Consider the following 23901-nt stretch of genomic DNA (forward strand, 5'->3'; position numbering starts at 1 on the left):
CGAGTAGCCGGCGGGCCCCGCCCCGCTCGCCCCGCTCGCCCCGCTCGCCCCGCTCGCCCCGCTCCGGAGTTGGCAGTTATTGTCGCTTCGGCGGGTCCGAAGCGACAATAACTGCCAACACGACAGGGCCGCGGTCAGCTCAGCGAAAGCTAGCAGCGCCGCGGCCCTGTTGCGTGTGCGAGCTACTTCTGCAGCCGCTTGCGGATCCAACCCGAGGCGAGATCCACCGCGACGATGACGAGCAGAATAATGATGAGGTACGTGAGCATCTCGTCGAACTGGAACGTCTTGATTGCCTTGTTGATGAGCAGGCCGATGCCGCCGGCACCAACGAGGCCGAGCACGAGCGACGAGCGAACGTTCACGTCGAAGCGGTAGAGCAGGAGGCCGGTGAGCTGCGGCAGTACGTTCGGGATCGTCGCGTTCGCGACAACCTGCCAGCGCGAGGCACCGGCGGTGCGGAGCGCCTGCTCGGGGCCCGGGTCGATGTCTTCCATCGCCTCGGCCCAGAGCTTGCCCATGACGCCGGTGTTGTGGCAGATGAGGGCGAGCACACCCGCGAACGGACCAAGGCCGACCGCGGTGACGAAGATGAGCGCGAACACGATGTCGGGCACCGCGCGGAAGAACGACAGGATGCCGCGGGCGATCTGGTACACGAACGCGTTCGGCGTCGTCGTGCGTGCCGCGAACACGGCGAGCAGCAGCGCCGTCGGAACCGACACCGTCGTGCCGAGCAGGCCGACCCAGAGCGTCGTGAGCGCGCCCTCGAGGCCGCGGGCGAGCACGTCAGAGCTGAGGTCGGGCGGGAATGCCTCGGAGATGAAGTTCATCATGCCCTTGGCACCGGTCACGAGCGCGTCGGGGCGGAAGTCGGTGGCCTGGAAGGCAAGCAGGTGCAGCAGCACGAGGACGACGATGATCGTGCTCCACGAGCCGATCCGCGTGATCGTCTTCGGGTCGCTCGGCACGGGGAGCCGGGCCGGTGCGGGCGCGAAGTCGTCCACCGGGTCGGCTGCGTGTTCGGGGGTGCGCGCGGGCGCTGAGGTGGGGGTCACTGGTCGTCCTAGAGGTAGAGGGCCGCGAGTTCGGTGTCGTCGAGCTCTGCCGTCGGGCAGTCAAAGACGAGGTGACCGTCGCGGAGGCCGATGACGCGGTCTGCGTAGAGCCGGGCGAGCTGGGGCTGGTGCAGCACGGCTGCGACCCCCAGCCCTTCTTCGACGGCGAGCTGTCGCAGCAGCCGCATCACGTCGTCGGCTGCGCGCGGGTCGAGCGCCGAGACGGGCTCGTCGGCGAGGATCATGCGGGGGCGCTGACACAGCGCGCGTGCGATGGCGACGCGCTGCTGCTGGCCGCCCGAGAGGCTGCCGGCCTTGTCATGGGCGCGGTCTGCGAGGCCCACGCGCTCGAGGCAGGCCATGGCTTCTTCCTTGAGCTCGTCGCCGAACAGGGGCGGGATCGAGCGCCAGGCCGGAAGCCGGGAGAAGCCGCCGGCGCACACGTTCTGCAGCGCGGTCCGGCGGGGCACGAGGTGGATCTTTTGGAACACGGTGGCGGCCGCCCGGCGGGCCTCCGCCTTGCGTGCCGAGCTCGCCTCGTTGAGGCGAACCCCGGTGATCTCAATGTCTCCGGAGTCCGCCTCAATGAGGCCGTTCACCGCGCGCAGCGTCGTCGATTTACCCGAGCCGTTCGCTCCGAGGAACGCAACAACCTCGCCTGCGTGGACACGCATGCTCATGTCATTGAGAACGACTCGGCCGCCGAAGCTCTTGGATATCGCGCGGACGTCGAGGAGTACTTCTGGCTCGACGCGCTCGGTCTCGGGGGCGCTCGTGCTGGTCGCGGTGATCGTCATGAGGTTTAGACGTCCTTCTCGGTGAGGCCCATGGTCTCTGCGAGGTCGAAGAGGGGCTTGTAGGTGTCGTTCGTGACCGGGATCAGGGGCCCGGCCGGGTCGACCCCGAGGAAGCCGCTGACGGTCTCGACATCCTTCTTGTCGAGGCTGAGCAGAGCGTCCTTCACGGCGTCCTTGAACTCCTGCGGCATGTTGCCGCGAACCGTGATCGGGTCGTTCGGGATCGGGTCAGACTCCCAGATCTGGCGGAACTTCGACTGGTCGAAGGTGCCCTCGGCGGTCGCGGTTGCGAGGGTCTGCGAGTTGATCTGCGCGGCGTCGACGGTGCCGTTGACGAGTGCGAGCAGCGCCTCGGGGTGGCCGCCTGCGTAGTCTGCGGTCACGTCGTCGGTGATGCCGGCGTCGGCGAGCGCCGAGCTCGGGATCGCGTCACCCGAGGTCGAGCCCGGGCTGCCGAGTGCAAGGGTCTTACCCTTGAGATCCTCGATCTTCTGCACGCTCGAGTCGTTGGGAACCCAGATTCCGCCGGTGTAGGTGGTCGGCTTTCCCTCTGCGTCGCCGAACGACACCATGGCGTCTGCGTCGGCGCGCTCGTTCGCGAAGACGAAGCCGAGCGGGCCGAACTGTGCGATTTCGAGCTGGTCGTTCTCCATTGCGAGAACCTCTGCTGCGTAGTCTTCGGTGATCGACACCTCGACCTCGCAATCGAGCTTCTCCGAGAGCGCCTTCGCGAGGGTCTGGTAAGCGGGCTCGAGACGATCCGGATCCTCGTAGGGGAGGATGCCGAAGCGAATCTTGCCGTCCGGGCAGGTGACGCTCGCGGCGTCACCCTCGGGGGCGGCCGAGTCGCCTGCGGGTGAACAGCCTGCGAGGCCGAGGCCGAGCAGGATTGCCGCGGAAGCGGCGAGGGTGGTGGTCTTCTTCACGATTCTCCTAGGGTGTGTGGGGGTAGTGAAAGTCGGTAAGTGTGTGGGTTAGAGCGCGGCGATGGTGCGGGCACCGAGCGCCGGGCCGATCGTCATGCCGACGCCGGTCGTGAGGCTCACGACCGAGACGCCCGGCATGGGGGTCTCGCGCAGCAGGTCGCGATCTGCGCTGGTCGCGTAGATCCCCTGCCAGCGTTCGATTACCTGGAGTCGCTCGGTGCCGAGCAGCGAGGCGACCTCGCCGAGCAGCAGCTCGCTCCAGCGCTCGTCGAGGAACGGCGGAGCGGAGTCGAAGCTGCGGTGTGAGTCGCCGACGAGCAGTGTGCCGTCTGGCTGCTGCGTGAACATGACGTTCGCGTCGATCTCAAGTAGCTCCGGGCGGGTGGCCTGCATTTCGGCGCGGAGCACTTGCTGCGCCGGCCCGTCGAAAGCGCCGTAGCGCAACATCGACGTGCCCGTGAGTACAGCAGGGCCGAGCCCCATCACGTGCGGTGCCTTCACTCGCGCCATCTGCAGCACGCACTCGCGCACGTCGCTCGCAAGCTCGGGGAAGAGCCGGCCCGTGAGGTGGCCGGTGGCGATGACGATGTGATCCGCCGCGATGTCACCGCGGTTCGTCTCGAGCGCGAGCCTCGGTTCCTCGCTGATGCCCCGCACCGAAGTGTTGAAGCGCACCTCGCCGTGCTCGTGGGCGTCCACCCAGGCTGCGATCCTCGCGACCGCCGTGCGCGGGTTCGCGGTGATGTCGCCCGCGAGCAGCAGCCCCGAGCGGATCCCCGTGCTTCCCGTGATACCGAGCTTTGCGGCCGCGGCACTGCTGTCGAGCATCTCGCTTCCCGCTGGCGCGCGGAGGGCCGCGAGCTCCTCGAGCACGCCCTCCTCGGCCTCGGTCCGCGCAACTGCGAGGGTACCGGAGACGCGAGCCTCAACCCCGGCGCGCTCTGCGAGCGAGCGCCAGATCGGGTTCGCCTCGCGGGCGAGTTCGCCGAGCTCCCCCGCCTGCACCGACGTGCAGACGTGGCCGAAGTTGCGGATGCTAGAGAGCACGGCAGCGGCGTCTTGTTCGACGACCGTTACCTTGTACCCCGCGTCGAGCGCTGCGACTGCGTGGGAGAGGCCCACGATGCCGGCGCCGACGATTGCGATGTGCGTTGTCATAGTTCGAGCATGCGGCCCAGAAAGAAGTCATGACAACTTTTTCCGTCGCTGTTCGCGGAGAGTTCACCTCGGAAACCAAGTGGTGAAAACTGCTCACCAAACGTTCACCCTGCGGGCACCCGGCGGCCTCCAAAGATGTAATGACAACTTGTACGCTGACGAACATGACCGCGAACCAGCCCCTGCACATGCAGCTCTACGAAGAGATGGCGAAGCGTATCCAGTCGGGCGCGTGGGAGACCGGGGATCGCGTGCCGAGCGAGAAATCGCTCATCGCCGAGTTCGGCACCTCCCGCGGCCCCGTGCGACAGGCACTCGCCGCGCTCCGCGCCGAGGGCGTCATCACGGGAGGGCGGGGCGCCCCGCCCCGCGTCCAACGAGCCGTCCCCTCCCAGTCGTTCGGCACGTTCCTCTCCTTCACGGAGTGGGCGAAAAGCGCGGGTTTCGTGCCGGGCCAGCAGGTCGTCGAGGTCGCCAAGCGCCCCGCAACCGAGCACGTCGCCCGAGAGCTCAGGGTGACTCCAGACGACACGATTGTCGAGGTCGTGCGGTTGCGCACGCTCGACGGCGAGCCCGCCCTATTTGAGCGCACGAGCTTCGCCTACGCCATCGGCGTGCACATGCTCACCGCGACCTTCGACGAGGGCAGCATCTACCAGACGCTCGCACTCCACGGCCACATACCGACCCGCGCCCGCCACGTCATCGACGCTGTTGCCGCGCACCCGCTCGACGCTGAATGGCTGCGAGTCTCCCCCGGATCCCCCCTGCTGCGCGCGCGCCGCACCTCAACGGCCGAAGACGGCTCCGTCATCGAATGCGCCGACGACCGCTATCTGCCCTCCATGACGACCTTCGCGCTCGAGAACACCGCCGCGCATCGCACCCACCTCATTCGCGAATCCGCGAATGAGCCGAACCCTCAGTAAGGACCAAACATGATCTCTCTCGCCGCATTCGATATGGCTGGCACCACCGTGAACGACGGCGGATCTGTCTACCGCGCGCTCGAGAACGCCGTCACCGAGACCGGCGTTGCCGTCACTCCCGAGAACCTCCAGACCTGGATGGGCGTTGAGAAGCGCGAGGCAATCACCGCACTCATCGAGCTCGGTGGCGGCGTCGCGACTCCTGAAAAGGTTGCGGCCACCTTTGACCGCTTCCGCGTGCTCCTCGACGAGTACTACACCGCAGAGCCGCCGACCGCGGTCGAGGGCGTGCCCGAGGCGATCGGCCAGCTGCAGGCCGCGGGCATCAAGGTGGCGCTGACGACCGGCTTCTCCCGCGACGTCGCCGAGAGCATCCTCGCGGGGCTCGGCTGGACGGTGTCGGCTGACGCCGATGCTCCGACTGGCTCGGGCGGCGTGCGCGTTGACGCGCTCTCCTGCGGCGACGACGTGGCTGCGGGCCGCCCGGCACCGTTCATGATCCACCGAGCCATGGAGGCGACCGGCGTCACTAATGTGGCCGACGTGCTCGTGGCCGGCGACACCGCCGTCGACGTGCGTTCGGGGGTGAACTCGGGTGCCGCAATCTCGATCGGCGTGCTCAGCGGCAAGCTCGAGCGTGAGGGTTTCGCGGGCGAGCAGCCGACGGCGATCCTCGACTCGGTCGCCGCGATCCCCGGCTACCTCGGTCTCTAGCCCGCGCGGTGCGGCGCGGGCTCCCCGCCCCGCGGTGCTGGCCCATCCCCCTTGGCGCGCGAGAAGACTCTTCCCCTGAGCTCTTCTCGCGCGCCTCTTCTGGTCAATTCGCGCCACCGCAGGCCCGATTTGGGCGAGGGCGCTGGCGCAGATTGACCAGGAGACGGCGGGTGGGGCGCGGGGCCCCTCACACCGGCGCCGCCCGCCCAGCCCCCGCGACATCCCGCAGAGAGGTCATGTCCTCAGCGAGGTAAGGGCGTTTCCCCCGCCAATACGCCCTTATCTCGCTGAGGGCATGACTTCTGAGCGGAGATGGAGGAAGCCACCGACCGCTTACTCAGTCGTTGGGGGCGGCTCGAGATAAGACAGCGCCCACGAGCAAGCCTGCGCCGACGAAACCAAACACGGAAGCCGCCCCTCCTGCTGATGAGATCCCCGCTGCAATCAGCGGAATTCCGGTTTGCCCGATACGGTTTCCGAGCAAACGGAGCGACGCTGCCATACTCCGCTCATCGACGGAAGTAATGAGCGTCATCCAGGACATCGTCAGTGGCTGCACCGTACCAGCGGCCAATCCGTAAAGGACACAAACTGCCAAGATCGCAGTTGCAGGAAGGGGGAATATCAGACTCAACAGCGCGGTTCCGGCAAGCGCACCACCAGCAACGAGCACGAATCTACGCCCAAAACGTCTCGTCATCGGAGAAAGCGTCAGACGGGACACCATGGTTGCGGCACCGCGAGCAACCAGCATCGCGCTCACCCATCCAGCAGAGATACCGAGCCCCTCAGCGAGCAACGGCAGATACACAATCGCTATGTCAAGCGAGGTGAGCACGATTGAACTCGCAAAGAGCGCGGCAGGCACCCCTGGGCTGCGCAAGAGTAACAGCACTCCCCCGGTCGATCGAGAGCTATTCCCAGCGCCACTCGCGGGGATACAGGCTGAGAGAACCAGAATCACCACTGATACCAGCAGGCACAGCAGAGCAATCGCCAGCATCTCCGGCGAGGAGTCCCCCGCGGTCTCTGCGACAGCCGGCGAGCGGATGAGGAGCATGAGCGGGCCGAGCATTTGCCCTGTCGAAGTCGCAAGAGTGTAAATTCCGAATGCGAAGTCGAGTCGACGGCCTGGTACGACGCTCATCACCCAGCTCTGCTCACCGATGACAGAGAACAGCACTCCGCAGCCTAGGAACGCAGAAGCCACGATGAGACCCACCGGGTTCGTGCCGAATCCCAACACCGCGATCACCGACAGTAGAAACGCAACCGCCCCGATGAGCATCGACACCCGTTCACCAAATCGGTGGACAAGTCTGCCGGAAGGTAGCGCAAGCAAAAGTGGCGGTAACGCGAACGCGGCAGCCGAGTACCCAAGCCACACGCCGTCTTTGCCGAGCGCGAGTAGCTCATACGCGATCGCAGCGCGGAGGCCGTAACTCACTATTTGCACCAGCGTCGCGTGCACGAGTAGGAGGCCGTGTGCGGACTTTCGAGCTGGACGAGACGCCAGATTCACGCGCTTCCCCTTTCACCACGAATACGGGCCGTGGGTGGAAACCGATTTTCGGTTTCCACCCACGGCCCGGGTATCGCATCTGTATTCGCTCCGCGTTAGCCTGTGTAGTCGAAGATCTGCATCCAGAGTTTCGCATCTGCCTCGAGGTTCTCAAGCGATTCCTCAAGAGTTGACCGGTACAAGAAGTCCGAATCGAGCGCGGGGAGCTCTACATCACCAATAGTCGGGCTCGGTGCGAGCTCATTGACTGGGTAGTCCCCAATCGATGCTGCAAGCGACTGACCGTTTGCTGACAGCAGCCAGTTCACGAAGACAGTCGCCGCGTTTGATCGCGAAGTGGACTTGGTCTGGCCGAGATAGAACGGGTAAGCCGCTGCACCCTCCTCAGGCATTGCAATGGTGATGGGAGCACCGGCGAGGATTGCCGAGTAAGCGGTCCCAATTGGCACCATACCTACGCCGATCTCGCCACGAGCCAACGCATCCGTGAGGTTAGCCGATGAGTCGAACACTCGAGGATCGTTTGCTGCGAGATCCTTCATCCACTGCTCACCAAGCTCGTCAAACTGGAAGCGAGTGAGGGCCGCTGTGCTTCCGCCCGCGCCGACCTGCACAAGACCAACCTTGCCGCTGTAAGCCGCTTCCGTCAGGTCAGCCCAGTTCTTTGGCGCATCAGCATCTAGGATTACCTGGTTGTTGTAGCCAAAGCTGTATACCCGGTCGAAACTGTTGTAGTACAAACCGTCATCGAAAACTGCACCGTCGATGAGGGAACCCGAGACATCATCCGTCAGCTCAGTCGGCTGAAACACTTCGTCTTCTGCGAGTGCCACGATGAGGTCTTCACCCGAGATTCGAACGAGGTCGGCACCTAACTTTCCTGCCGCGTTCTCACTGAGAATACGTTCCTGAAGCTTGTTGGGCGCGAGTCGGACGATTTCAACCGGGATATCGGTGAGTGCAGTGAACGCGTCGGTAACTTCCTTCTCTGAAACTTCACTTGCCCCGGTGTAGAACACAAGGGTCCCTTCTTGCTTTGCGGCTTCATACATTTCCGCGGTTGCGACGAGTTCCCCATCGATCACGAGATCTCCTCCAGATGCAGGATCGGCGGGTGCAGTGTCGTTACCTCCGTTCGAGCACCCTACGAGCATCAGGCCGACGGCTGTGGCAACAGCCAAGCCTCTCATCATTCGTGCTTTCATTGCATTTCCTCTCTGAAATGTGGTCTGAGATTGGAGAGTTGTTGGTGGAGTCATACTTTTCGCTGCCGATCTTCGCCGAAACGTCTCGCGAGCCATGCGAGCAAGAAGATCAGAACGCAATACAGCACGCTCGTGGCGGCGCTTGCTTGGAGAATTCCGTTCTCGTAGTTGTCGAAGATCAGAATCGAGAGCAGCCGTGTATCGGTCGTGAATAGAAAAAGCGGCACTGTCAATTCACGCATCGACAGCATAAGTAGCAGTAGGAACGTCGAGGTGAGAGGCACCCGCAGTAGCGGAACAGTGATCCGCCAGATTGCGCGGATCCGATTGGCTCCGTGCATCACCGCACTATCTTCGAGATCTTGGTGGATCTGCAGAATGCCTGAGCTCGCACCTTGGAAGCCCTGGGGCATCTGAGCAGCAGTGAACGCAATCACCATGACGACCAGGGTTCCGTACACCGGGAGCGGAATGAGCAGCCAAGTCCAGAGCAGCCCCAGGCCGAGAACAATGGCGGGCACGGCAAGAGGGATCATGCTGATGTAGCCGAGGCCTGCGCGACCAGGAATGCGACTTCGGTTGACGACATAAGACACGATGAAAGCGAGCACGGTTCCGATGAGCGCCGCCGAGATCGACACCACAAGCGAGTTCATAGTCGCCTTGTGCGCAGTCGGGTTCTTGAGCACCTCGACGAATGCGTCGAGGTTCAGTGCGCCGGATTGAATGGAGCCGATGACACTGCCCACATATGGCGAGTCATGCATAGCAACAAATAGAAGCGCCCCGATGGGCAGCACAGCAGTGATCACGAAGTAGATGATGCCGAGTACCAGTGAGGGTATCCGGAACCATCCCAGATCCACTTTCGCAGGCTTCAGGCCCTTACCTGAGACGGTAGTGAAGGTGCGCTTTGACACAACTCGACGCTGGATCGCGGTGACGATGAGCACGACCAAGACGAGAGCGATAGCTACCGCGGCTGCTTCATTGCCACGCGAGGGCGCCGAGTTCATGAGCCGGAAGATGTAGGTCGGGAGGGTATCGAGCCCACCGGCGGAGCCGATCATCTGTGCCACAGGAAAGTTCTCCACTGTGAGTGTGAAGATCAGAATCGCCGATCCGAGGATAGCCGGAGTCGCGAGCGGAAACGTAACGCGACGAAGCACTTGACCGGGCGTTGCACCGTGAACGCGCGCGGATTCTTCGAGGTCGGGGTTCATGAGGCTAAAGGAAGCATGGATGAGCAGGAATGCGTACGGTGCGTAGTAGATGCCGAGCAGCATGATGAGGCCGGGCAATGTGTAGATGTTCATAAAGGGCGCGAAGCCGAGATCGCGGGCGAGAATGTTGAGGAGTCCCGCGTTGGGTCCGCCCAGCAGGCCCCAGGCCAACGCTCCAACGAAGCTGGGTAGGAACATCGGCACTAGTCCCGCGAAGTACAAGAAGCGTCGAGCGGGAGCGTTGGTACGCGCCGTCACAAAGGCGAGGAAGCCGCCGCAAAGCAACGCCACCACGGAGCCGCCGATTCCAACAATCAACGAGTTGCCCGCGGCGCGCATTGCGCCAGGTCCGAATACCGTTGCAAAGTTCGACAGCGTGAAATTTGAGAGTGAAATGTTTCCGGGTCGCGGCGTCTCCGTCGTGAAAGCCGAGAGCACGACCAGTGCGACTGGAAGCAGAATAAGAATGCCGAGCACCCCGTACAGCGCGATGACTCCCGCAATTTTGCGCGGTTGCGCCTGGGCCGATGAGGCTGGGCGACGGCGGGAACCCCTGCGAGTGATGATCACGCCGGTCGCATCCGACGGCGTTGCCTGGCCGCTCATCGTGCCGTCTCCCGATCCGTGTTCGCGAGCTCCGGCACCTCGGTGGGAAGCACCTGTACGGCTGCCACGGGGAGGTGGACTCGCACGCGTTCTCCCTCACGGGTGCGGTTCGCCTGCTGCTTCGTGCCGAGCACGTCGAGTTCGACCCCCGGAGCAAGACGCACGCGGAACGTCGCAGTTGCCCCTAGAAACTCGCGGGCTACGATCTCCCCTTCAAGGGTGTTTGGAGCCGCCGCAGGGGCATCGTCTCCGATCAGGACGTCTTCAGCGCGGATGCAAGCGCGAAGCTCCCCGGCGCTGGCCTCATAGGGGCCGACCTTGATTGCGAGATCGCTACCTGCAAAACCGACGCTTTCAGGGCCGATCGCACGAACAGGAATGATGTTTGACACACCAAGGAAGTCCGCAATGGAGGCACTCAAGGGGCGTCCATAGATTTCGTCCGGCCGACCAATCTGTACGATTCGACCAAACTGCATCATCGCAATGTGATCCGCGAGCGCGAGAGCCTCTTCCTGATCGTGAGTCACGTACACGGCAGTAAGGCCGAGTCGGTGTTGCAGTTCGCGGAGATCGGTACGAAGCCGATGACGGAGGCGGGCATCTAGGTTTGAGAGAGGCTCATCAAGCAGCATCACTGATGGCTCCATCACGATCGACCTCGCCAGTGCAACCCGCTGCATCTGTCCGCCCGAGAGCATACTCGCGCCTCGATCAGCGAAACCGTCGAGACCTACCACGGTGATTGCTTCGTCAACACGACGGACAATTTCTGCCTTAGAAACCCTCTTCATGCGAAGCGGGAACGCAACGTTCTCAAACACACTCATGTGCGGCCAGATCGCGTACGACTGGAACACCATTCCGATGTTGCGCTTGTGCGAAGACTTGTTGATACCCCGTTCAGAGTCGAAGAGCACCTCGCCATCGACTGAGATTCGTCCTTCATCTGGCGTCTCCAGACCTGCGATGCACCGCATCGTGCTGGTTTTGCCACAGCCGGACTGTCCGAGCAGAACTAACGCCTCACCCTGCTCGATTTCAAGACTTAGGTTGCGGACTGCTACAGAATCGCCGTAGCTGAGGGTGAGGTTTTCGATCTTGATAGTCATGCGTGAGCTCCTTCGCTGCTGTGCGCTGAGTCTGCCTCGTGGAGCAGTTGTGCGAACCACTGGATGGTAGCGGCACTCATCCAAGTGGGTTGACCGAGTTCGTCGAGATAAGCCTGTGCATCTTCGACCTCGTGCGCCCTCCGCTCTGCATGCAAACGTGAGCCGTCGATCAGCCTCTGGATGAGCACGTTCGCATCGCCCGACAGCTCCGACACGATCTGCTCACGCAACCACGTGTCTGCACCAGCACGCTCCGCTGCCCCGACGCTCTCAATAACGACGGCAGCAAGACCCTTCATGAACACGCTCCGAAGCAGTTTCCGGGCTGCCGCGTCCCCGGCGGCTCCGCCGATAGCTTCGACGGGCGTGCCCGCCGGCATCACGAGTTCGCGGAATCGCTCAGCGCCCTTACCGCTCGCCATGAGCGGCGTACGCACCCCTGCACGAGGAACTGGTGCCAGCACAGCGACATCAGCGAACAACACGTTTGCCGAAGATGCCCCTTCTTCAAGCTGAGCTTTCAACGCGGGGCTACCTGTGTTGAGGTCGGCATACACCGTTCCTGCGGCCAGCATCGGAAACGCATCGTTGGCTACCGCAGCTGCCGCGCGAGCTCCAACGAGGCTGATCACAAGCTCGGCGCCGCCGAGAGTCGTCGCGAGATCTGCCTCCTGGCGAATGTCACGGTCACCAAGCGTCGTGAACGGGTCGTACCCGGCCACTTCATACCCCGCGTCGCGGAAGCCGCGGGCGTAGAGTGCCCCAGCTTCTCCTAGACCGAGAACTGCAACGATTGTCATCTTTGACTCCTGAAAAGCGTGATGTGCATCGACGCTAGTTGATGGTTTCAATATCGGCAAGCATTTCGTTAACAATTTAGATAACACAATTGTCACGCTTGCATTTTGTGTGAGGTTAGCTACCAGTCGGCCTGGGAAACACGCGCCCCTCAAAGAGCTTTCGTGTGGTGCGTGTGGCGATCGAGCTCCCCAGCCACCCTCGCACGGCGTCCTCTCGGATTCGCACCCGTGATGTGAAAGCCCCAGCTGGATGCTCAAGAACCACGGCCTCTCCTTCGCCGCCCCACTCACTGGCAACAGTTCCCGGTATCCGTGTTGCCGCTGCCACGCCAGCCGCCATAAGCACCCCCACAGAGCGGTGCACGCGGTGGGGAATGAGCGCCCGTACTGTGATGTCCCCCTCCGCCTGGGGGGCCGAGATGAGCATCATCTTTGGTACCGAGAGCTGAGATACGTCGCCCATCCCGAAGAGTTCACCGGCAGCGATCCTGAGCTCTTCTACTCGCCCGAGAAACGCCCGGTTCGCCTCAAGCGCCTCTGGACTCTCGTTACCGATTATCCCGACTTCACTCGCACGAACCACGACGACTGGCATCCCGTTATTGACCAATGTCACTGGAACCCCATCTATGTCATCGATCTCGCTTCCGCTCGGAAGCAGCGCTCCGCCCCCGCTACTGACCTCAATCTCGATCGGGTTGCCCGCGCCAGGTACTCCGGGCAACGCGCAATCACCGGAGTAATCGAGGACACCGCCCGGAGAGGCAAAACTCACCGACGCTTGATCTCCAGTGTTCACGAGGTGAACCGTCGCGGTGGTGCGTTCTGCCCCGGCTTGCAACAGGCCACGTTCAATGGCAAACGGAACGACGCCAGCAAGTAGGTTGCCGCACGTCTGTGCGCGGGTGACATCCCCAGTCTCGACGGCCACCTGCAAGAACTCGTACTCGAGGTCCACTCCAGCTTTACGCCCTGGCCCAACAATGGCAATTTTGCTTGTGAGTGGGTGCCCTCCACCAATGCCATCGATTTGCTGGGGATCCGGGCTGCCAAGGATACGCCGCGCGAGATCGTCGCGCTCCTGCGCCCCCTGCGGCATGTCAGACGCGAGGAAGAACGCTCCCTTTGAGGTACCACCTCGCATCCAAAGACAGGGAATGCCCGCGTCACTTACATCAGTCGCCAATTGCGCTCTCCTGCTGCCGAACATACGAAACGCCAAGCTCAGCGAGTAGAGGCCGCAACCCGTTATGGTCAAGGCTCAACACACCCTCCTGGTAGCGTGCGCGCGCGATCTCTTCTTTGGCAATCCGAGCCCGCGAATTCTCGAGCACCTCAGCGATCCGCTCGCGCGGCACACAGACAACACCATCATCGTCTGCGACGACGACGTCGCCCGGCTGGACCTGCGCGCCACCCAGGACGATCGGGACGTTCACGCTACCCCCGGTCGCCTTGACGGTTCCCTGAGCGTTTTGGGCACCTGCCCATGCGTGGAAGTTCATTTCACGAAGCTCGGCAACGTCCCGAACCCCGCCCGACGTGACGATGCCCCGCACTCCGCGACGCTGCAATGCTGTTGCGAACAGTTCACCAAAGGACCCATCAAGCGAAGGCGAGACGGTGGTCACTACGAGCACGTCTCCCGGTTCGCACTGGTCGACTGCCGCGTGGATCATGAGGTTATCTCCGGGCCAGCAGAGCACCGTAACCGCGCTCCCCGCAATCCTTGCGCCGGCCTGCACCGGCACGACCCCAGTTCCAACCAGTCCCGTGCGGCCCATCGCTTCGTGCACCGTGGCCACCCCGAGCGCTTCGAGCTCCGCGATCGAGGCAGAGTCGGCCCGAGCTATATCCGTAACGATTAGATGGCTCACGACAGCTCCCCCGTTACCTGCGGAAGGAAACGCACGTAGGCCTCACCCTTTGTCTCATGAGGGAGTCCAAGGTTCGGTCCAGCGTTCCGCCTGACCTGCACACCGCGACGGACCGCGAGGTCGGTGTAGTAGCTCCACATGTGCTTCTGAGCGGGCATGCACTCCATTGCACGCTGCTTGCGCTCAAAAGCCTCAGTAATGTCGAGCAGCAAGTTCGGCTTGAAGTCGCACTGCTCGGATTGGTGGGGCTCAAAGAAGAACACGGGAGGCGCGCCAATAATCTCGTCTTGCGACGGGAACGATCCGTCGGAATTCTGCACACCGATCGCCTGCGCAAGCACGCGAGCACGGAGCGCCATCCGCGCAGCAGCGGGGTGGTCTTCGTTATATGGATCAGCAAGCGCGTGCGTGAGCACCACAGTCGGCTGAGTACGCCGGAACACGTCTACGAGCTTGGAGATCGCTTCTTGTGATTCAAGCAGAGGGTAATCCCCCATGTCCATAAACTCAATGTCTGCGCCCAATGCAGCGGCTGCCGCCTCGGCTTCGGAACGGCGCATTGCCTTGATCTCTTCGAGGTCCTTACCCGCCAGCCACTGGCTGGCAGACTCACCGCGCTCACCATAGGAGAGGCAGACAACGGTGACCCTCTCGCCGCGGAGCGCCGCGGCAGCAATCGCGCCACCGGCGCGCCATACGAAATCGCCAGCGTGGGCGCTGATCACAAGCAGAGACGCTGATGTGTGTGACAAGTGTTGTTCCTCCTCGAACTCACGCCGGGTTTGCAGACGTTTACCGCAGCCACAGCGGGGGTGCTTTCGTGACAACTCAAACACACAACACAAAATTGGTCAAGAAATTGTTTACAATTTTGAGAGAAGGATATCCCTCGGCGCCTTGTGAGCGATAGGCTCGAACAAAACGCCGCACCTATAGCCGGAAGACCCCGGACAGTGAGGAATGCACGTGACGACCTCTGAAACCGCACAGAAGCGACTAAGTACACTCGACGATGCCATCACCGCGATTCGCTCTTCCATTCTTGAGGGCGAATTTGTACCCCACCAGCGCCTCGTCGAAGTAGATCTGTGCGAACAATTCGGGGTCTCCAGAGCTGTCGTCCGAAACGCACTGCTGAAACTGACTTCCGAGGGCCTGGTCGAACACCTTCCCAACCGCGGGGCACGAGTTCGCGCCATCTCGCTCGACGAGGCTATCGAAATCGTCGAGGCTCGCGCCGCGCTTGAGTCACTCTGCGCACGAAAGGCAGCGGAGCAGATGACCCCAGCAGCTCGCGACTACCTAACGGAGCTGCGCACCGCAATCGTCGATGCGCTCGAATCAGGTGACCTCGCCGAGTATTCCGTGCTCCACCAGCGGCTCGACCACTACATCCGCGAGCTTAGCGCTCACCACACTTCCACCCAGATCCTCGAACGCCTGCAGGCACAGGGGGCTCGCCACCAATTCCGGTTGAGCTTCAGACCCGGGCGCGCAGCCCGTTCGGGCCCCGAGCACCTCGAGATCATCGATGCACTGCTTGCCGAAGATGCCGATGCCGCTGAGCAGGCGACCATCTCCCATCTCAAGGGAGTCATCGCAGCGATGCGCGAAAGCTGAAGCCCAGCAAGCTGCGAGCCTGCGCGGGGGTGCCTCACCCCCTTGCTAGGTGAGGGGCATCCTGCAGAGCGCTACGCCGCCAGCGGCAGCTGGTCGCGCAGCAGCGCGCCGTGGCGGGCCGCTGTCACGAGGATCGGCAGGTGGTCCGAGGAGCCGCGGCCGAGTGTCTGTACGCGGTCGATCTCGAAGCCTGTCGAGGTGACGAAGTCGTAGTGCCCGCGGAACAGGAAGTACCGGTTGTACGTGCGCTTGTCGGAGTAGTTGGTGTTGTAGCCCGACTCGAGCATGGTCGCCGTCAGGCGATTCTGGAACACCGGGTAGTTGAAGTCACCGACCATAATCGTCGGTAGCCCGGGGCCGATGCCACTGAGCTCGTCGATCGCGGTGCGGATCTGGATGCGCCGCAGCGAGTTCAGCGCGGTGAGCGGGGCAGCATGAAATGAGGCCGCAATGAAGTCTGAGCCGGTCGCGCGGTCGTGGATGCGCGCGCCGAGCAGCCGCTCGTGCGCGGGCGACAGGAGCCGGTCGTGCAGCGACTTCTTGAGCTGGAACGCGTGCGCGCTGCGCACCGCGAAACGCTCGGAGTCGACGTACATGGCGAGCCCGAGGCGGTTCTTCTCGGTCGCGTGCACGAGGGACAGGGAGCCGATGCGCGACGGCAGATTGACCGTCTCGGCTTCCTGGAGACAGAGCAGCTCGGCTCCGTGAGTGTCGACGAGGTCGGCAAGCTCACCGATAGCTCGGTTCTTTCGCAGGTTGTAACTAATCGTCCTCACCCGGCCAAGCATACGTCGCAATTCCTATGGTTCAACCGTGACTGTGTTTTCTGCTGTTTTTGCCAGGGAAGCCGCCTCAATTGCAAGGGTTTCTCGTACAGCCAGCACAGCTGGTGCCTCGGCGTTCGAGATTCTCGCCGCGGTGAAGATGGAGCGCTGCGGATCCCCAGGCAGATCCACCATGCGCAGCCGCGACTCCGCACGCACGAGCCCCGGCAGCAGCGCGACCGCGTTGCCAGACTCAATAAGCCGAACGTGGGCCTGCAGGTCGGCAGTTTCGTAGCGCACATCTGGCTCGAAGCCGGCGCTGCGGCAGGCCTGCTCGGCCCAGTGCCGCGAGGCGGCGCCGCGAGGCTCCATCACCCACGGCAGCCCAGCGGCATCTGCCAGGCTCTCGACGAGATCGAACTCGGCGTCGCCCGCTCCGACCCGGGGCAGCGCGAGCTGAATGGAATCGTAGGTGAGCGGGGCGTGATCGAGGCCCTCGAACTGTGCGGTCGCGTGGCCCGGATACTGCTCGGCGACGACGAGGTCGAAGCCGCGCACGCGGGTCTCATGCAGCGCCGTTTCGGGTTCGTGCTGCACCATCTCAACGCGAAGGTTTGGGTACTCGGTGCGGAGTCGGCGCAGCGCCTGCGGCATGAAGGCGAGCACGGCGGTCTGAAACACCGCCACTCGGACACGCCCGGCGACCTCTCCACGCACCCGGTGAGCCGCGGTTTCTGCTCGCTCGAGCCCGGCCAACAGCTCCTCGGTTTCGGCGACGAGCGCCTCCGCAGCAGCGGTGAGCTCGAGGGTGCGACCGACGCGCCTGAGCAGCGGCGTCCCGACCTCTTTTTCGAGCAGCGCGAGCTGCTGCGACACCGCAGAGGGGCTGTAATTTAGCGCCTCAGCGACCTGCACGACGGTGCCCCGGGCTGACAGCTCCCAGAGCAGTCGCAGCCGTTTCATTTCGAGCATTCCAGCCCCCGATCAATCGTTTAGCTTTACTTCACATTATCGCTCAGAAAGCATCGCTTTACTTCAAGCTTGCGAACGCTCACACTTAGCTCATCGGGCAAAGGGCCGCCGCATCCGCGCGCGCCCGCACCCATGTACGAAAGGAATGCCGTTGTCTCAGGCAACCCCACGCCCCCAGGACCTCGCAGAAGAGTCCATCGCGCTCGCACGCAAGTGGATCAATGAAGCCGCCAGTATCCCGACTGACGCCTCAGCAGCACGCCTTGCTGGCGTCCTGCGCGACCCCAACGGCCTCGACTTCACGGTCGGATTCGTCGACGGCGTCGTGCGCCCCGAGGACCTCAGCGTCGCAGCGAAGAAGCTCAAGGAGCTCGTGCCCCTGACCCCCGGGTTCCTCCCCGGCGTGATGCGCGGCGCCATCGGCATGGGCGGCGCGTTCGCCAAGCCCATGCCCGGCGTTGTCGTGCCGATCGCACGCAAGGTGCTCCGCCAGATGGTGAGCCACCTCATCATCGACGCGACCGACTCGAAGCTCGGCCCGGCGATCTCGAAGATCCAGACCGAGGGCGTTCGCCTGAACATGAACCTCCTCGGCGAGGCCATCCTCGGCCAGGGCGAGGCAGAGCGTCGCCTCGCGGGCACGCACAAGCTGCTCGCACGCCCGGACGTCGACTACGTGTCGATCAAGGTCTCCTCGACCGTCGCACCGCACAACCACTGGGCATTCGACGAGGCGATCGAGCACATCGAGAGCCAGCTCATCCCGCTGTTCGAGCGCGCAGCAGCAGCGTCGCCGCAGAAGTTCATCAACCTCGACATGGAGGAGTACAAGGATCTCGACCTCACGCTTGAGGTCTTCATGCGGATCCTCGACCGCCCCGAGTTCTTGAACCTCGAGGCCGGCATCGTGCTCCAGGCATACCTCCCCGACGCTCTCGGCGCCATGATGCGCCTCCAGGAGTGGTCGGCGAAGCGCGTTGCTCGCGGCGGTGCCTCGATCAAGGTGCGTCTCGTCAAGGGCGCGAACCTCCCGATGGAGCTCGTCGACGCGGCCGTGCACGGCTGGCCGGCAGCGACCTGGGGCACCAAGCAGGATTCGGACACGAGCTACAAGGCTGTCCTCGACTACTCGCTCACCCCCGAGCGCGTGAAGAACGTGCGCATCGGCGTCGCGGGCCACAACCTCTTCGACCTCGCACTCGCATGGCTGCTCGCCAAGGGCCGCGGCGCAGAGTCGGGCCTCGAGGTCGAGATGCTCCTCGGCATGGCTACCGGCCAGGCTGAGGCAGTACGCCGCGACGTTGGCTCGCTGCTGCTCTACGTTCCCGTCGTGCACCCTGACGAGTTCGACGTCGCCATCTCCTACCTCATCCGCCGTCTCGAGGAGGGCGCGAGCCAGGAGAACTTCATGTCGGCCGTGTTCGAGGTCCACGAGAACAAGGAGCTCTTCGAGCGCGAGAAGAATCGCTTCCTCGCATCGCTCGACGAGCTCGCAGCGATCACCGCAGACGGCGACCCCGCGAACTACTCGGTGCCGCCGTCGAACCGCGTGCAGGATCGCCGCGTCTACGACGCAGCGGGTGCCGAGGCGCGCGTCGAGGCGCTCGTTGCCAAGGGCCGCAAGGGCGAGTTCGATAACGCGCCCGACAGCGACCCGGATCTTCCGGGCAACCACGTCTGGGGCCGCGAGATCGCTGACCGCATGGTCGGCTCGAAGCTCGGCGACAACCTCGTCGCGGAGGCCCGTGTCGAGACCGCTGAGGCGCTCGATGAGATCGTCGCTCGCGGCGTAGCCGCGGCTGACGGCTGGCAGGCGCTCGGCGCAGACGAGCGCGCACGCATCCTCTACCTCGCGGGCGAGAAGCTTGAGGAGCGCCGCGGCGCCCTCCTCGAGGTCATGGGATCCGAGTGCGGCAAGACGCTCGACCAGGGCGACCCCGAGGTCTCCGAGGCCATCGACTTCGCGAACTACTACGCGATGCTCGGGCAGGTCATCGGCCAGGTTGACGGTGCCACCTACAAGCAGCAGAAGCTCACCGCGGTGATTCCGCCGTGGAACTTCCCCGTCGCGATCCCCGCCGGTGGCGCGCTCTCCGCGCTCGCTGCGGGCTCGGCCGTCATCATCAAGCCGGCTTCGAACTCGGCGCGCTCCGGTGCCGTCATGATCGAGGCGCTGTGGGAGGCGGGCGTTCCCCGCGACGTCCTGCAGTTCGTGCAGTTTGCTGACCGCGCGCTCGGCTCGAAGCTCGTCGCTGACCCGCGCGTCGACCGCCTCATCCTCACGGGTGCGTACGAGACCGCGGTGAACTTCCGCGAGCTGCGCCAGGATCTCCCGATCCTCGCCGAGACCAGCGGCAAGAACGCGATCATCGTCACCCCGAACGCGGACCTCGACCTCGCTGCGAAGGACGTCGTGCAGTCGGCGTTCGGCCACGCCGGCCAGAAGTGCTCGGCTGCATCGCTCGTGATCCTCGTCGGCTCGGTTGCGACCTCGAAGCGCTTCCGCGGTCAGCTGCTCGACGCGGCTCGCTCGCTGCAGGTGGGTACCCCGGAAAACCTCGAGACCCAGATGGGCACCATCATCACGGCGCCCGACGGCAAGCTGCTCCGCGGCCTCACCACGCTCAGCGCGGGCGAGAAGTGGCTCATCGAGCCGAAGCCGCTGAAGAGCGACAGCCCGCTGGCTGCCGACAAGAAGGGCAACAACAAGCTCTGGAGCCCGGGCGTTCGCGAGGGCGTCAAGCGCGGTTCCGAGTACCACCTCACGGAGTACTTCGGCCCGATCCTCGGCATCATGACCGCTGAGACCCTCGACGAGGCAATCGACATGGTCAACGAGATCGACTACGGCCTCACCAGCGGCCTGCACTCGCTCGACCGTGACGAGATGGCGCTCTGGCTGGATCGCATCCAGGCCGGCAACCTCTACATCAACCGCGGCATCACCGGCGCGATCGTGCGTCGCCAGTCGTTCGGTGGCTGGAAGAAGTCGGCGATTGGCGCTGGCACGAAGGCCGGCGGCCCGAGCTACCTCTACGGTCTCGGCGCTTGGGAGGACGCACCGGTCACGGCTGCACTCACTGCTCCACGCCCCGCGGCTGCCCCGATCCTCACCGCTGCGCAGCAGGCCGGTGTGTCGGGCGCTGAGCTCGAGTGGCTGCGCGCAGCTCTCGGCACCGACGCGACCGCGTGGAACGACGAGTTCGGGATCGCACGCGACGCCTCGGACGTCGGCGTCGAGCGCAACCTGCTCCGCTACAAGCCCGTGCCCGTCACGGTGCGCGTCGCGGCTGATGCGCCGATCCACCAGGCGATTCGCGTCGTCGCAGCGGGCATCGCCGCGGGCAGCCGCCCGTCGGTGAGCACCCCGGCCGCGCTTCCCGAGCCGATCAGCAAGGCGTTCAAGGCTGCTGGCGTCGAGATCCACTTCGAGGATGACGCGGCCTGGGCCGCTCGCCTCGGCCGGATCGCGGCGCAGGACGGCCCGAACGCCAGCGCACGCATCCGCCTCGTTGCGGGCGCGAGCCGCGCAGACGGTCTCGCCGCGATCACGGCAGCGACGGGTGGCAAGCCCGACATCGCCGTGTACGGCGGCGACGTTGTTTCGGCTGGCCGGGTTGAGATGCTACCGTTCATGCACGAGCAGGCGGTGTCCATCACGGCCCACCGCTTCGGCACGCCGAACAAGCTGTCCGAGGGCCTGATCTAGGGTCCGCAGTGCGAGGGGCTGGGAGCCACACGGTTCCCAGCCCCTCGGCATTTGAGCCACACGGCTCGCATTTGAAAGGCGAACATCAATGACTGATCAGTTCTTCCTCTACCTCGCACTCGGCATCTACTTCGCCGCAATGCTCGCCATCGGCTGGATCGCATTCCGCCGCACCAGCAGCCACGAGGGCTACATGCTCGCCGGACGCGGCCTACCGCCGTGGGTCGCCGCACTCTCCGCAGGTGCCTCGGACATGTCCGGCTGGCTCATCATGGGTCTTCCCGGCGCGATCTTCGCGACCGGCCTCATCGAGGGTTGGATCGCCGTGGGCCTCCTCCTCGGCTCCTACCTCAACTGGCGGCTCGTCGCCCCACGGCTGCGCGCCTACTCCGAGGTTTCCAAGAACTCGATTACCGTTCCGAGCTTCTTCGAGAACCGCACCCGAGACAAGTCGCACCTGCTTCGCTCGGTATCGAGCATCATCATTCTCGTGTTCTTCACGCTGTACGCCTCCTCCGGCATGGTCGCCGGCGGCAAGTTCTTCGAGAGCGCATTCGGAGGCGACTACTTCGTCGGCATGCTGCTCGTCACCGCAGTTACCCTCGGCTACACGCTCTTCGGCGGCTTCCTCGGCGCGTCACTCACTGACGTCGTGCAGGGCCTCATGATGGTCATCGCGCTCATCGTCGTTCCCGTCGTTGCGATCATCACGATCGGCGGCTTCGGCGAAACGGTGTCGATTGTCGAGACCGTCGGCGCCGCGAACCTCTCGATCTTCGGCGGCCCCGAGTTGACGACGGGCGCGGTCGCACTTGTCGTGATCTCGGGCCTCGCCTGGGGCCTCGGCTACTTCGGCCAGCCGCACATCATCGTGCGTTTCATGGCGCTGCGCACCCCCGGCGAGGCGAAGTCGGCCCGCCGCATCGCGACGTCGTGGCAGTTCCTCTCGCTGCTGGGCGCAGTCTCGGCTGGCCTCGTCGGAATCGCCTACTTTGACAAGTTCGGTGGCGCCCCGAGCGACCCCGAGACGATCGTGCTGCTGCTGTCACAGGTCTTGCTGCACCCGCTCGTTGCCGGTCTCGTGCTTGCCGCGGTGCTCGCAGCGATCATGAGCACGCTCTCGAGCCAGCTCATCGTGTGCTCTTCGGCACTCGTCGAGGATCTCTACCGCATCATGCGGAAGACACCGCCGAGCGAGAAGAGCCTCGTGATCCTCGGACGCCTCGGCGTGCTCGCGGTCGCAGTCGTCGCGGCGCTCCTGGCGATCAGCCCGAACGACTCGATCCTTGGCCTCGTGAGCTTTGCGTGGGCCGGCTTCGGCGCAGCCTTCGGCCCCGTCGTGTTGCTCAGCCTGTACTGGCGGGGACTCACGAACTGGGGCGCGCTCTCGGGCATGCTCGTGGGCGCGGTCACCGTGTTCGTGTGGAAGGCGTTCGACACCGGACTGTACGAGCTCCTCCCCGGTTTCGTGCTTGCCCTGGTCACGGCGATGATCGTGAGCCGCTTCACCTATACGAAGAACGAGGAGATCGACGGCGAGTTCACGACGACGATGAGCATCGTCCTCCCCGATTCAAAGCACGCTTCTCAGTAACACCCGCCGGGGCATCCGTCCGGGTGCCCCGGCTCCACCTCCCACATACGAAAGACACGCAGCAATGACGCACGCACCGCAGACCTGGATCCACACCACCGACTATCACACGGCCGGTGAGCCGTTCAGAATCGTCCACGCGGGTCTTCCCGAGCTTCCCGGCAGCACCGTCGGCGAGCGCCGGGTCGCCGCGATCGCGAATGCGGGCGGCATCGACGAGCTACGGCAGCTGCTCTGCAACGAGCCGCGCGGCCACGCCGACATGTACGGCGGCTTCATCACTCCGCCCGACGACGCTGGTGCGGCCTTCGGCGTACTGTTCTGGCACAAGGACGGCTTCTCCACCGCGTGCGGGCACGGCACCATCGCGCTCGGCGTGTGGGCGACCGACACGGGCCTCGTCGAGAGCGACCCCGACGGCGTCACCGAGGTTGTCATCGATGTGCCGTCGGGCCGGGTTGCCGCGCTCGTTGAGCGCAGCGGCGGTGAGCTCGTGGGCGCGACCTTCCGAAACGTTGATTCGCACGTCATCGCGCGCGATATTCCGCTCGCGACGTCGCGGGGCGATGTCGTAGTGGATCTCAGCTACTCCGGCGCGATCTACGCGTCGGTGCGGGCGGCGGATCTCGGTCTCACGGTTGAGCCCGCGCAATACACTGACCTCATCGCGCTCGGTCGTGAGATCAAGTGGGCGCTCAACGACTCCGCTGAGGCCCAGTTCGCTGACGACCCGCGGCTCTCGGGCGTCTACGGCACGATCCTCTGGGACGACCTCGGCCGACATGAGCACGGCCCGATCCAGCGCAACATCACCGTCTTCGCCGACGGCGAGGTCGATCGTTCCCCCTGCGGCTCCGGCACCGGCGCCCGCGTCGCGCTGCTCGCCGACTCCGGAGTGCTCGGGGCGAACGAGACGCTCGAGCACCGATCCATCGTCGACACCGTGTTCTCGGCGATCTGGGAGGCGAGCACGGCACGCGCCGACGGCACAGCGACAGTGATCCCGTTCGTCACCGGCACCGCCTACCAGACCGGCGAGCACCGCTTCATGCTCAACCCTGCAGACACACTCGGCACCGGGTTCACGCTCCGCTAGGCTGCGGCGCGGGGCGCGGGGCGGAAGGAGCGACTCGTACCGTGCGTGTCGATCGAGGCCCGAGACGGGAGGATCTTCACGGCGGAGGGTCTCGAGCTCGGCTCCGACCCGAACGTGGTCGCGGCATTCATTGCGCATCACCGAGATCACGCGGAGGCCCGCGAGTGGCTTGTCGACCCGGCAGACGCGATCCGCCGCTTTGCCGACGCGCAGCGTTAG

The 23901-nt window shown here is 64.3% G+C and carries 21 protein-coding genes; 7 read left to right on the forward strand and 14 right to left on the reverse strand.

Translation table 11 applies throughout. From position 1 onward, the window contains the following. Window positions 1–182: 182 nt before the first annotated feature. Genes phnE through ACI1US_RS04195 form a run of 4 tightly spaced genes read right to left on the reverse strand, consistent with a single transcriptional unit; the run spans window position 183 to window position 3939 of the window. Entirely contained in the window at window positions 183–1058 is an 876-nt protein-coding gene (gene phnE, locus ACI1US_RS04180; RefSeq protein WP_235590598.1) for a phosphonate ABC transporter, permease protein PhnE, read from the reverse strand. An 8-nt stretch (window positions 1059–1066) separates the two neighbouring features. Continuing rightward, window positions 1067–1855 (reverse strand): phosphonate ABC transporter ATP-binding protein, encoded by a 789-nt coding sequence (locus ACI1US_RS04185; protein ID WP_059059424.1) that lies wholly within the window; start codon window positions 1853–1855, stop codon window positions 1067–1069. 5 nt (window positions 1856–1860) lie between these two features. Further along, window positions 1861–2781 (reverse strand): phosphate/phosphite/phosphonate ABC transporter substrate-binding protein, encoded by a 921-nt coding sequence (locus ACI1US_RS04190; RefSeq protein WP_461638389.1) that lies wholly within the window; start codon window positions 2779–2781, stop codon window positions 1861–1863. Between the two features lie 48 nt (window positions 2782–2829). Further along, window positions 2830–3939 (reverse strand): TIGR03364 family FAD-dependent oxidoreductase, encoded by a 1110-nt coding sequence (locus ACI1US_RS04195; RefSeq protein WP_461638391.1) that lies wholly within the window; start codon window positions 3937–3939, stop codon window positions 2830–2832. A 140-nt stretch (window positions 3940–4079) separates the two neighbouring features. Here ACI1US_RS04195 and ACI1US_RS04200 point away from each other — a divergent pair, with 140 nt between their 5' ends. Further along, on the forward strand, window positions 4080–4868 hold the full coding sequence (locus ACI1US_RS04200; RefSeq protein WP_461638393.1) for a GntR family transcriptional regulator: 789 nt from the start codon (window positions 4080–4082) through the stop codon (window positions 4866–4868). Between the two features lie 9 nt (window positions 4869–4877). Further along, window positions 4878–5582 carry a phosphonatase-like hydrolase gene (locus tag ACI1US_RS04205; RefSeq protein WP_461638395.1) on the forward strand — a complete coding sequence of 235 codons (705 nt, stop codon included), beginning with the start codon at window positions 4878–4880 and terminating at the stop codon, window positions 5580–5582. 337 nt (window positions 5583–5919) lie between these two features. On the opposite strand, the gene ACI1US_RS04210 is transcribed toward ACI1US_RS04205, so the two are convergent. From ACI1US_RS04210 to ACI1US_RS04245, 8 genes are all read right to left on the reverse strand, one after another. Continuing rightward, window positions 5920–7104 (reverse strand): MFS transporter, encoded by a 1185-nt coding sequence (locus ACI1US_RS04210; protein ID WP_461638397.1) that lies wholly within the window; start codon window positions 7102–7104, stop codon window positions 5920–5922. 95 nt (window positions 7105–7199) lie between these two features. Continuing rightward, the gene (locus tag ACI1US_RS04215; RefSeq protein ID WP_461638399.1) at window positions 7200–8309 is read right to left on the reverse strand and encodes an ABC transporter substrate-binding protein; all 1110 of its coding nucleotides are present in this window, start codon (window positions 8307–8309) and stop codon (window positions 7200–7202) included. 50 nt (window positions 8310–8359) lie between these two features. Next, window positions 8360–10138 carry an ABC transporter permease gene (locus ACI1US_RS04220; RefSeq protein WP_461638401.1) on the reverse strand — a complete coding sequence of 593 codons (1779 nt, stop codon included), beginning with the start codon at window positions 10136–10138 and terminating at the stop codon, window positions 8360–8362. After that, window positions 10135–11250, reverse strand: coding sequence for an ABC transporter ATP-binding protein (locus ACI1US_RS04225; RefSeq protein ID WP_461638403.1), 1116 nt, complete (start codon window positions 11248–11250; stop codon window positions 10135–10137). The genes ACI1US_RS04220 and ACI1US_RS04225 overlap by 4 nt, the downstream gene beginning before the upstream one ends. Then, complete coding sequence (locus ACI1US_RS04230; protein WP_461638405.1) at window positions 11247–12050, reverse strand: NAD(P)-dependent oxidoreductase; 804 nt, start codon at window positions 12048–12050, stop codon at window positions 11247–11249. Before ACI1US_RS04230 ends, ACI1US_RS04225 begins: the two co-directional genes overlap by 4 nt. Before the next feature lie 115 nt (window positions 12051–12165). Next, the gene (locus tag ACI1US_RS04235) at window positions 12166–13260 is read right to left on the reverse strand and encodes a PrpF domain-containing protein (RefSeq protein WP_461638466.1); all 1095 of its coding nucleotides are present in this window, start codon (window positions 13258–13260) and stop codon (window positions 12166–12168) included. Further along, entirely contained in the window at window positions 13226–13927 is a 702-nt protein-coding gene (locus ACI1US_RS04240; RefSeq protein ID WP_461638406.1) for a 4-carboxy-4-hydroxy-2-oxoadipate aldolase/oxaloacetate decarboxylase, read from the reverse strand. Before ACI1US_RS04240 ends, ACI1US_RS04235 begins: the two co-directional genes overlap by 35 nt. Continuing rightward, a complete protein-coding gene (locus tag ACI1US_RS04245) occupies window positions 13924–14679 on the reverse strand; it encodes a PIG-L deacetylase family protein (RefSeq protein WP_059059436.1) in 756 nt (251 codons plus the stop codon). Before ACI1US_RS04245 ends, ACI1US_RS04240 begins: the two co-directional genes overlap by 4 nt. 214 nt (window positions 14680–14893) lie before the next feature. Between ACI1US_RS04245 and ACI1US_RS04250 the strand changes: the two genes are divergently transcribed. Further along, on the forward strand, window positions 14894–15547 hold the full coding sequence (locus ACI1US_RS04250; RefSeq protein ID WP_461638408.1) for a GntR family transcriptional regulator: 654 nt from the start codon (window positions 14894–14896) through the stop codon (window positions 15545–15547). A gap of 71 nt (window positions 15548–15618) precedes the next feature. On the opposite strand, the gene ACI1US_RS04255 is transcribed toward ACI1US_RS04250, so the two are convergent. Continuing rightward, window positions 15619–16323: an endonuclease/exonuclease/phosphatase family protein gene (locus ACI1US_RS04255; protein ID WP_416549951.1), complete on the reverse strand. Its 705-nt coding sequence runs from the start codon at window positions 16321–16323 to the stop codon at window positions 15619–15621. A 24-nt stretch (window positions 16324–16347) separates the two neighbouring features. Then, window positions 16348–17283 (reverse strand): LysR family transcriptional regulator, encoded by a 936-nt coding sequence (locus ACI1US_RS04260; protein WP_416549947.1) that lies wholly within the window; start codon window positions 17281–17283, stop codon window positions 16348–16350. A 145-nt stretch (window positions 17284–17428) separates the two neighbouring features. Here ACI1US_RS04260 and ACI1US_RS04265 point away from each other — a divergent pair, with 145 nt between their 5' ends. From ACI1US_RS04265 to ACI1US_RS04280, 4 genes are all read left to right on the forward strand, one after another. Beyond that, a complete protein-coding gene (locus ACI1US_RS04265) occupies window positions 17429–20992 on the forward strand; it encodes a bifunctional proline dehydrogenase/L-glutamate gamma-semialdehyde dehydrogenase (RefSeq protein WP_416549948.1) in 3564 nt (1187 codons plus the stop codon). An 88-nt stretch (window positions 20993–21080) separates the two neighbouring features. Then, window positions 21081–22586: a sodium/proline symporter PutP gene (putP, locus tag ACI1US_RS04270; protein WP_416549949.1), complete on the forward strand. Its 1506-nt coding sequence runs from the start codon at window positions 21081–21083 to the stop codon at window positions 22584–22586. Between the two features lie 64 nt (window positions 22587–22650). Next, the gene (locus ACI1US_RS04275; protein ID WP_416549950.1) at window positions 22651–23682 is read left to right on the forward strand and encodes a proline racemase family protein; all 1032 of its coding nucleotides are present in this window, start codon (window positions 22651–22653) and stop codon (window positions 23680–23682) included. 45 nt (window positions 23683–23727) lie between these two features. Next, entirely contained in the window at window positions 23728–23901 is a 174-nt protein-coding gene (locus tag ACI1US_RS04280) for a hypothetical protein (protein WP_461638412.1), read from the forward strand.

Origin of the sequence: Leucobacter sp. BZR 635 (genome assembly GCF_048061935.2) — a bacterium.
In the GTDB taxonomy this organism is placed as follows: Bacteria; Actinomycetota; Actinomycetes; order Actinomycetales; family Microbacteriaceae; genus Leucobacter.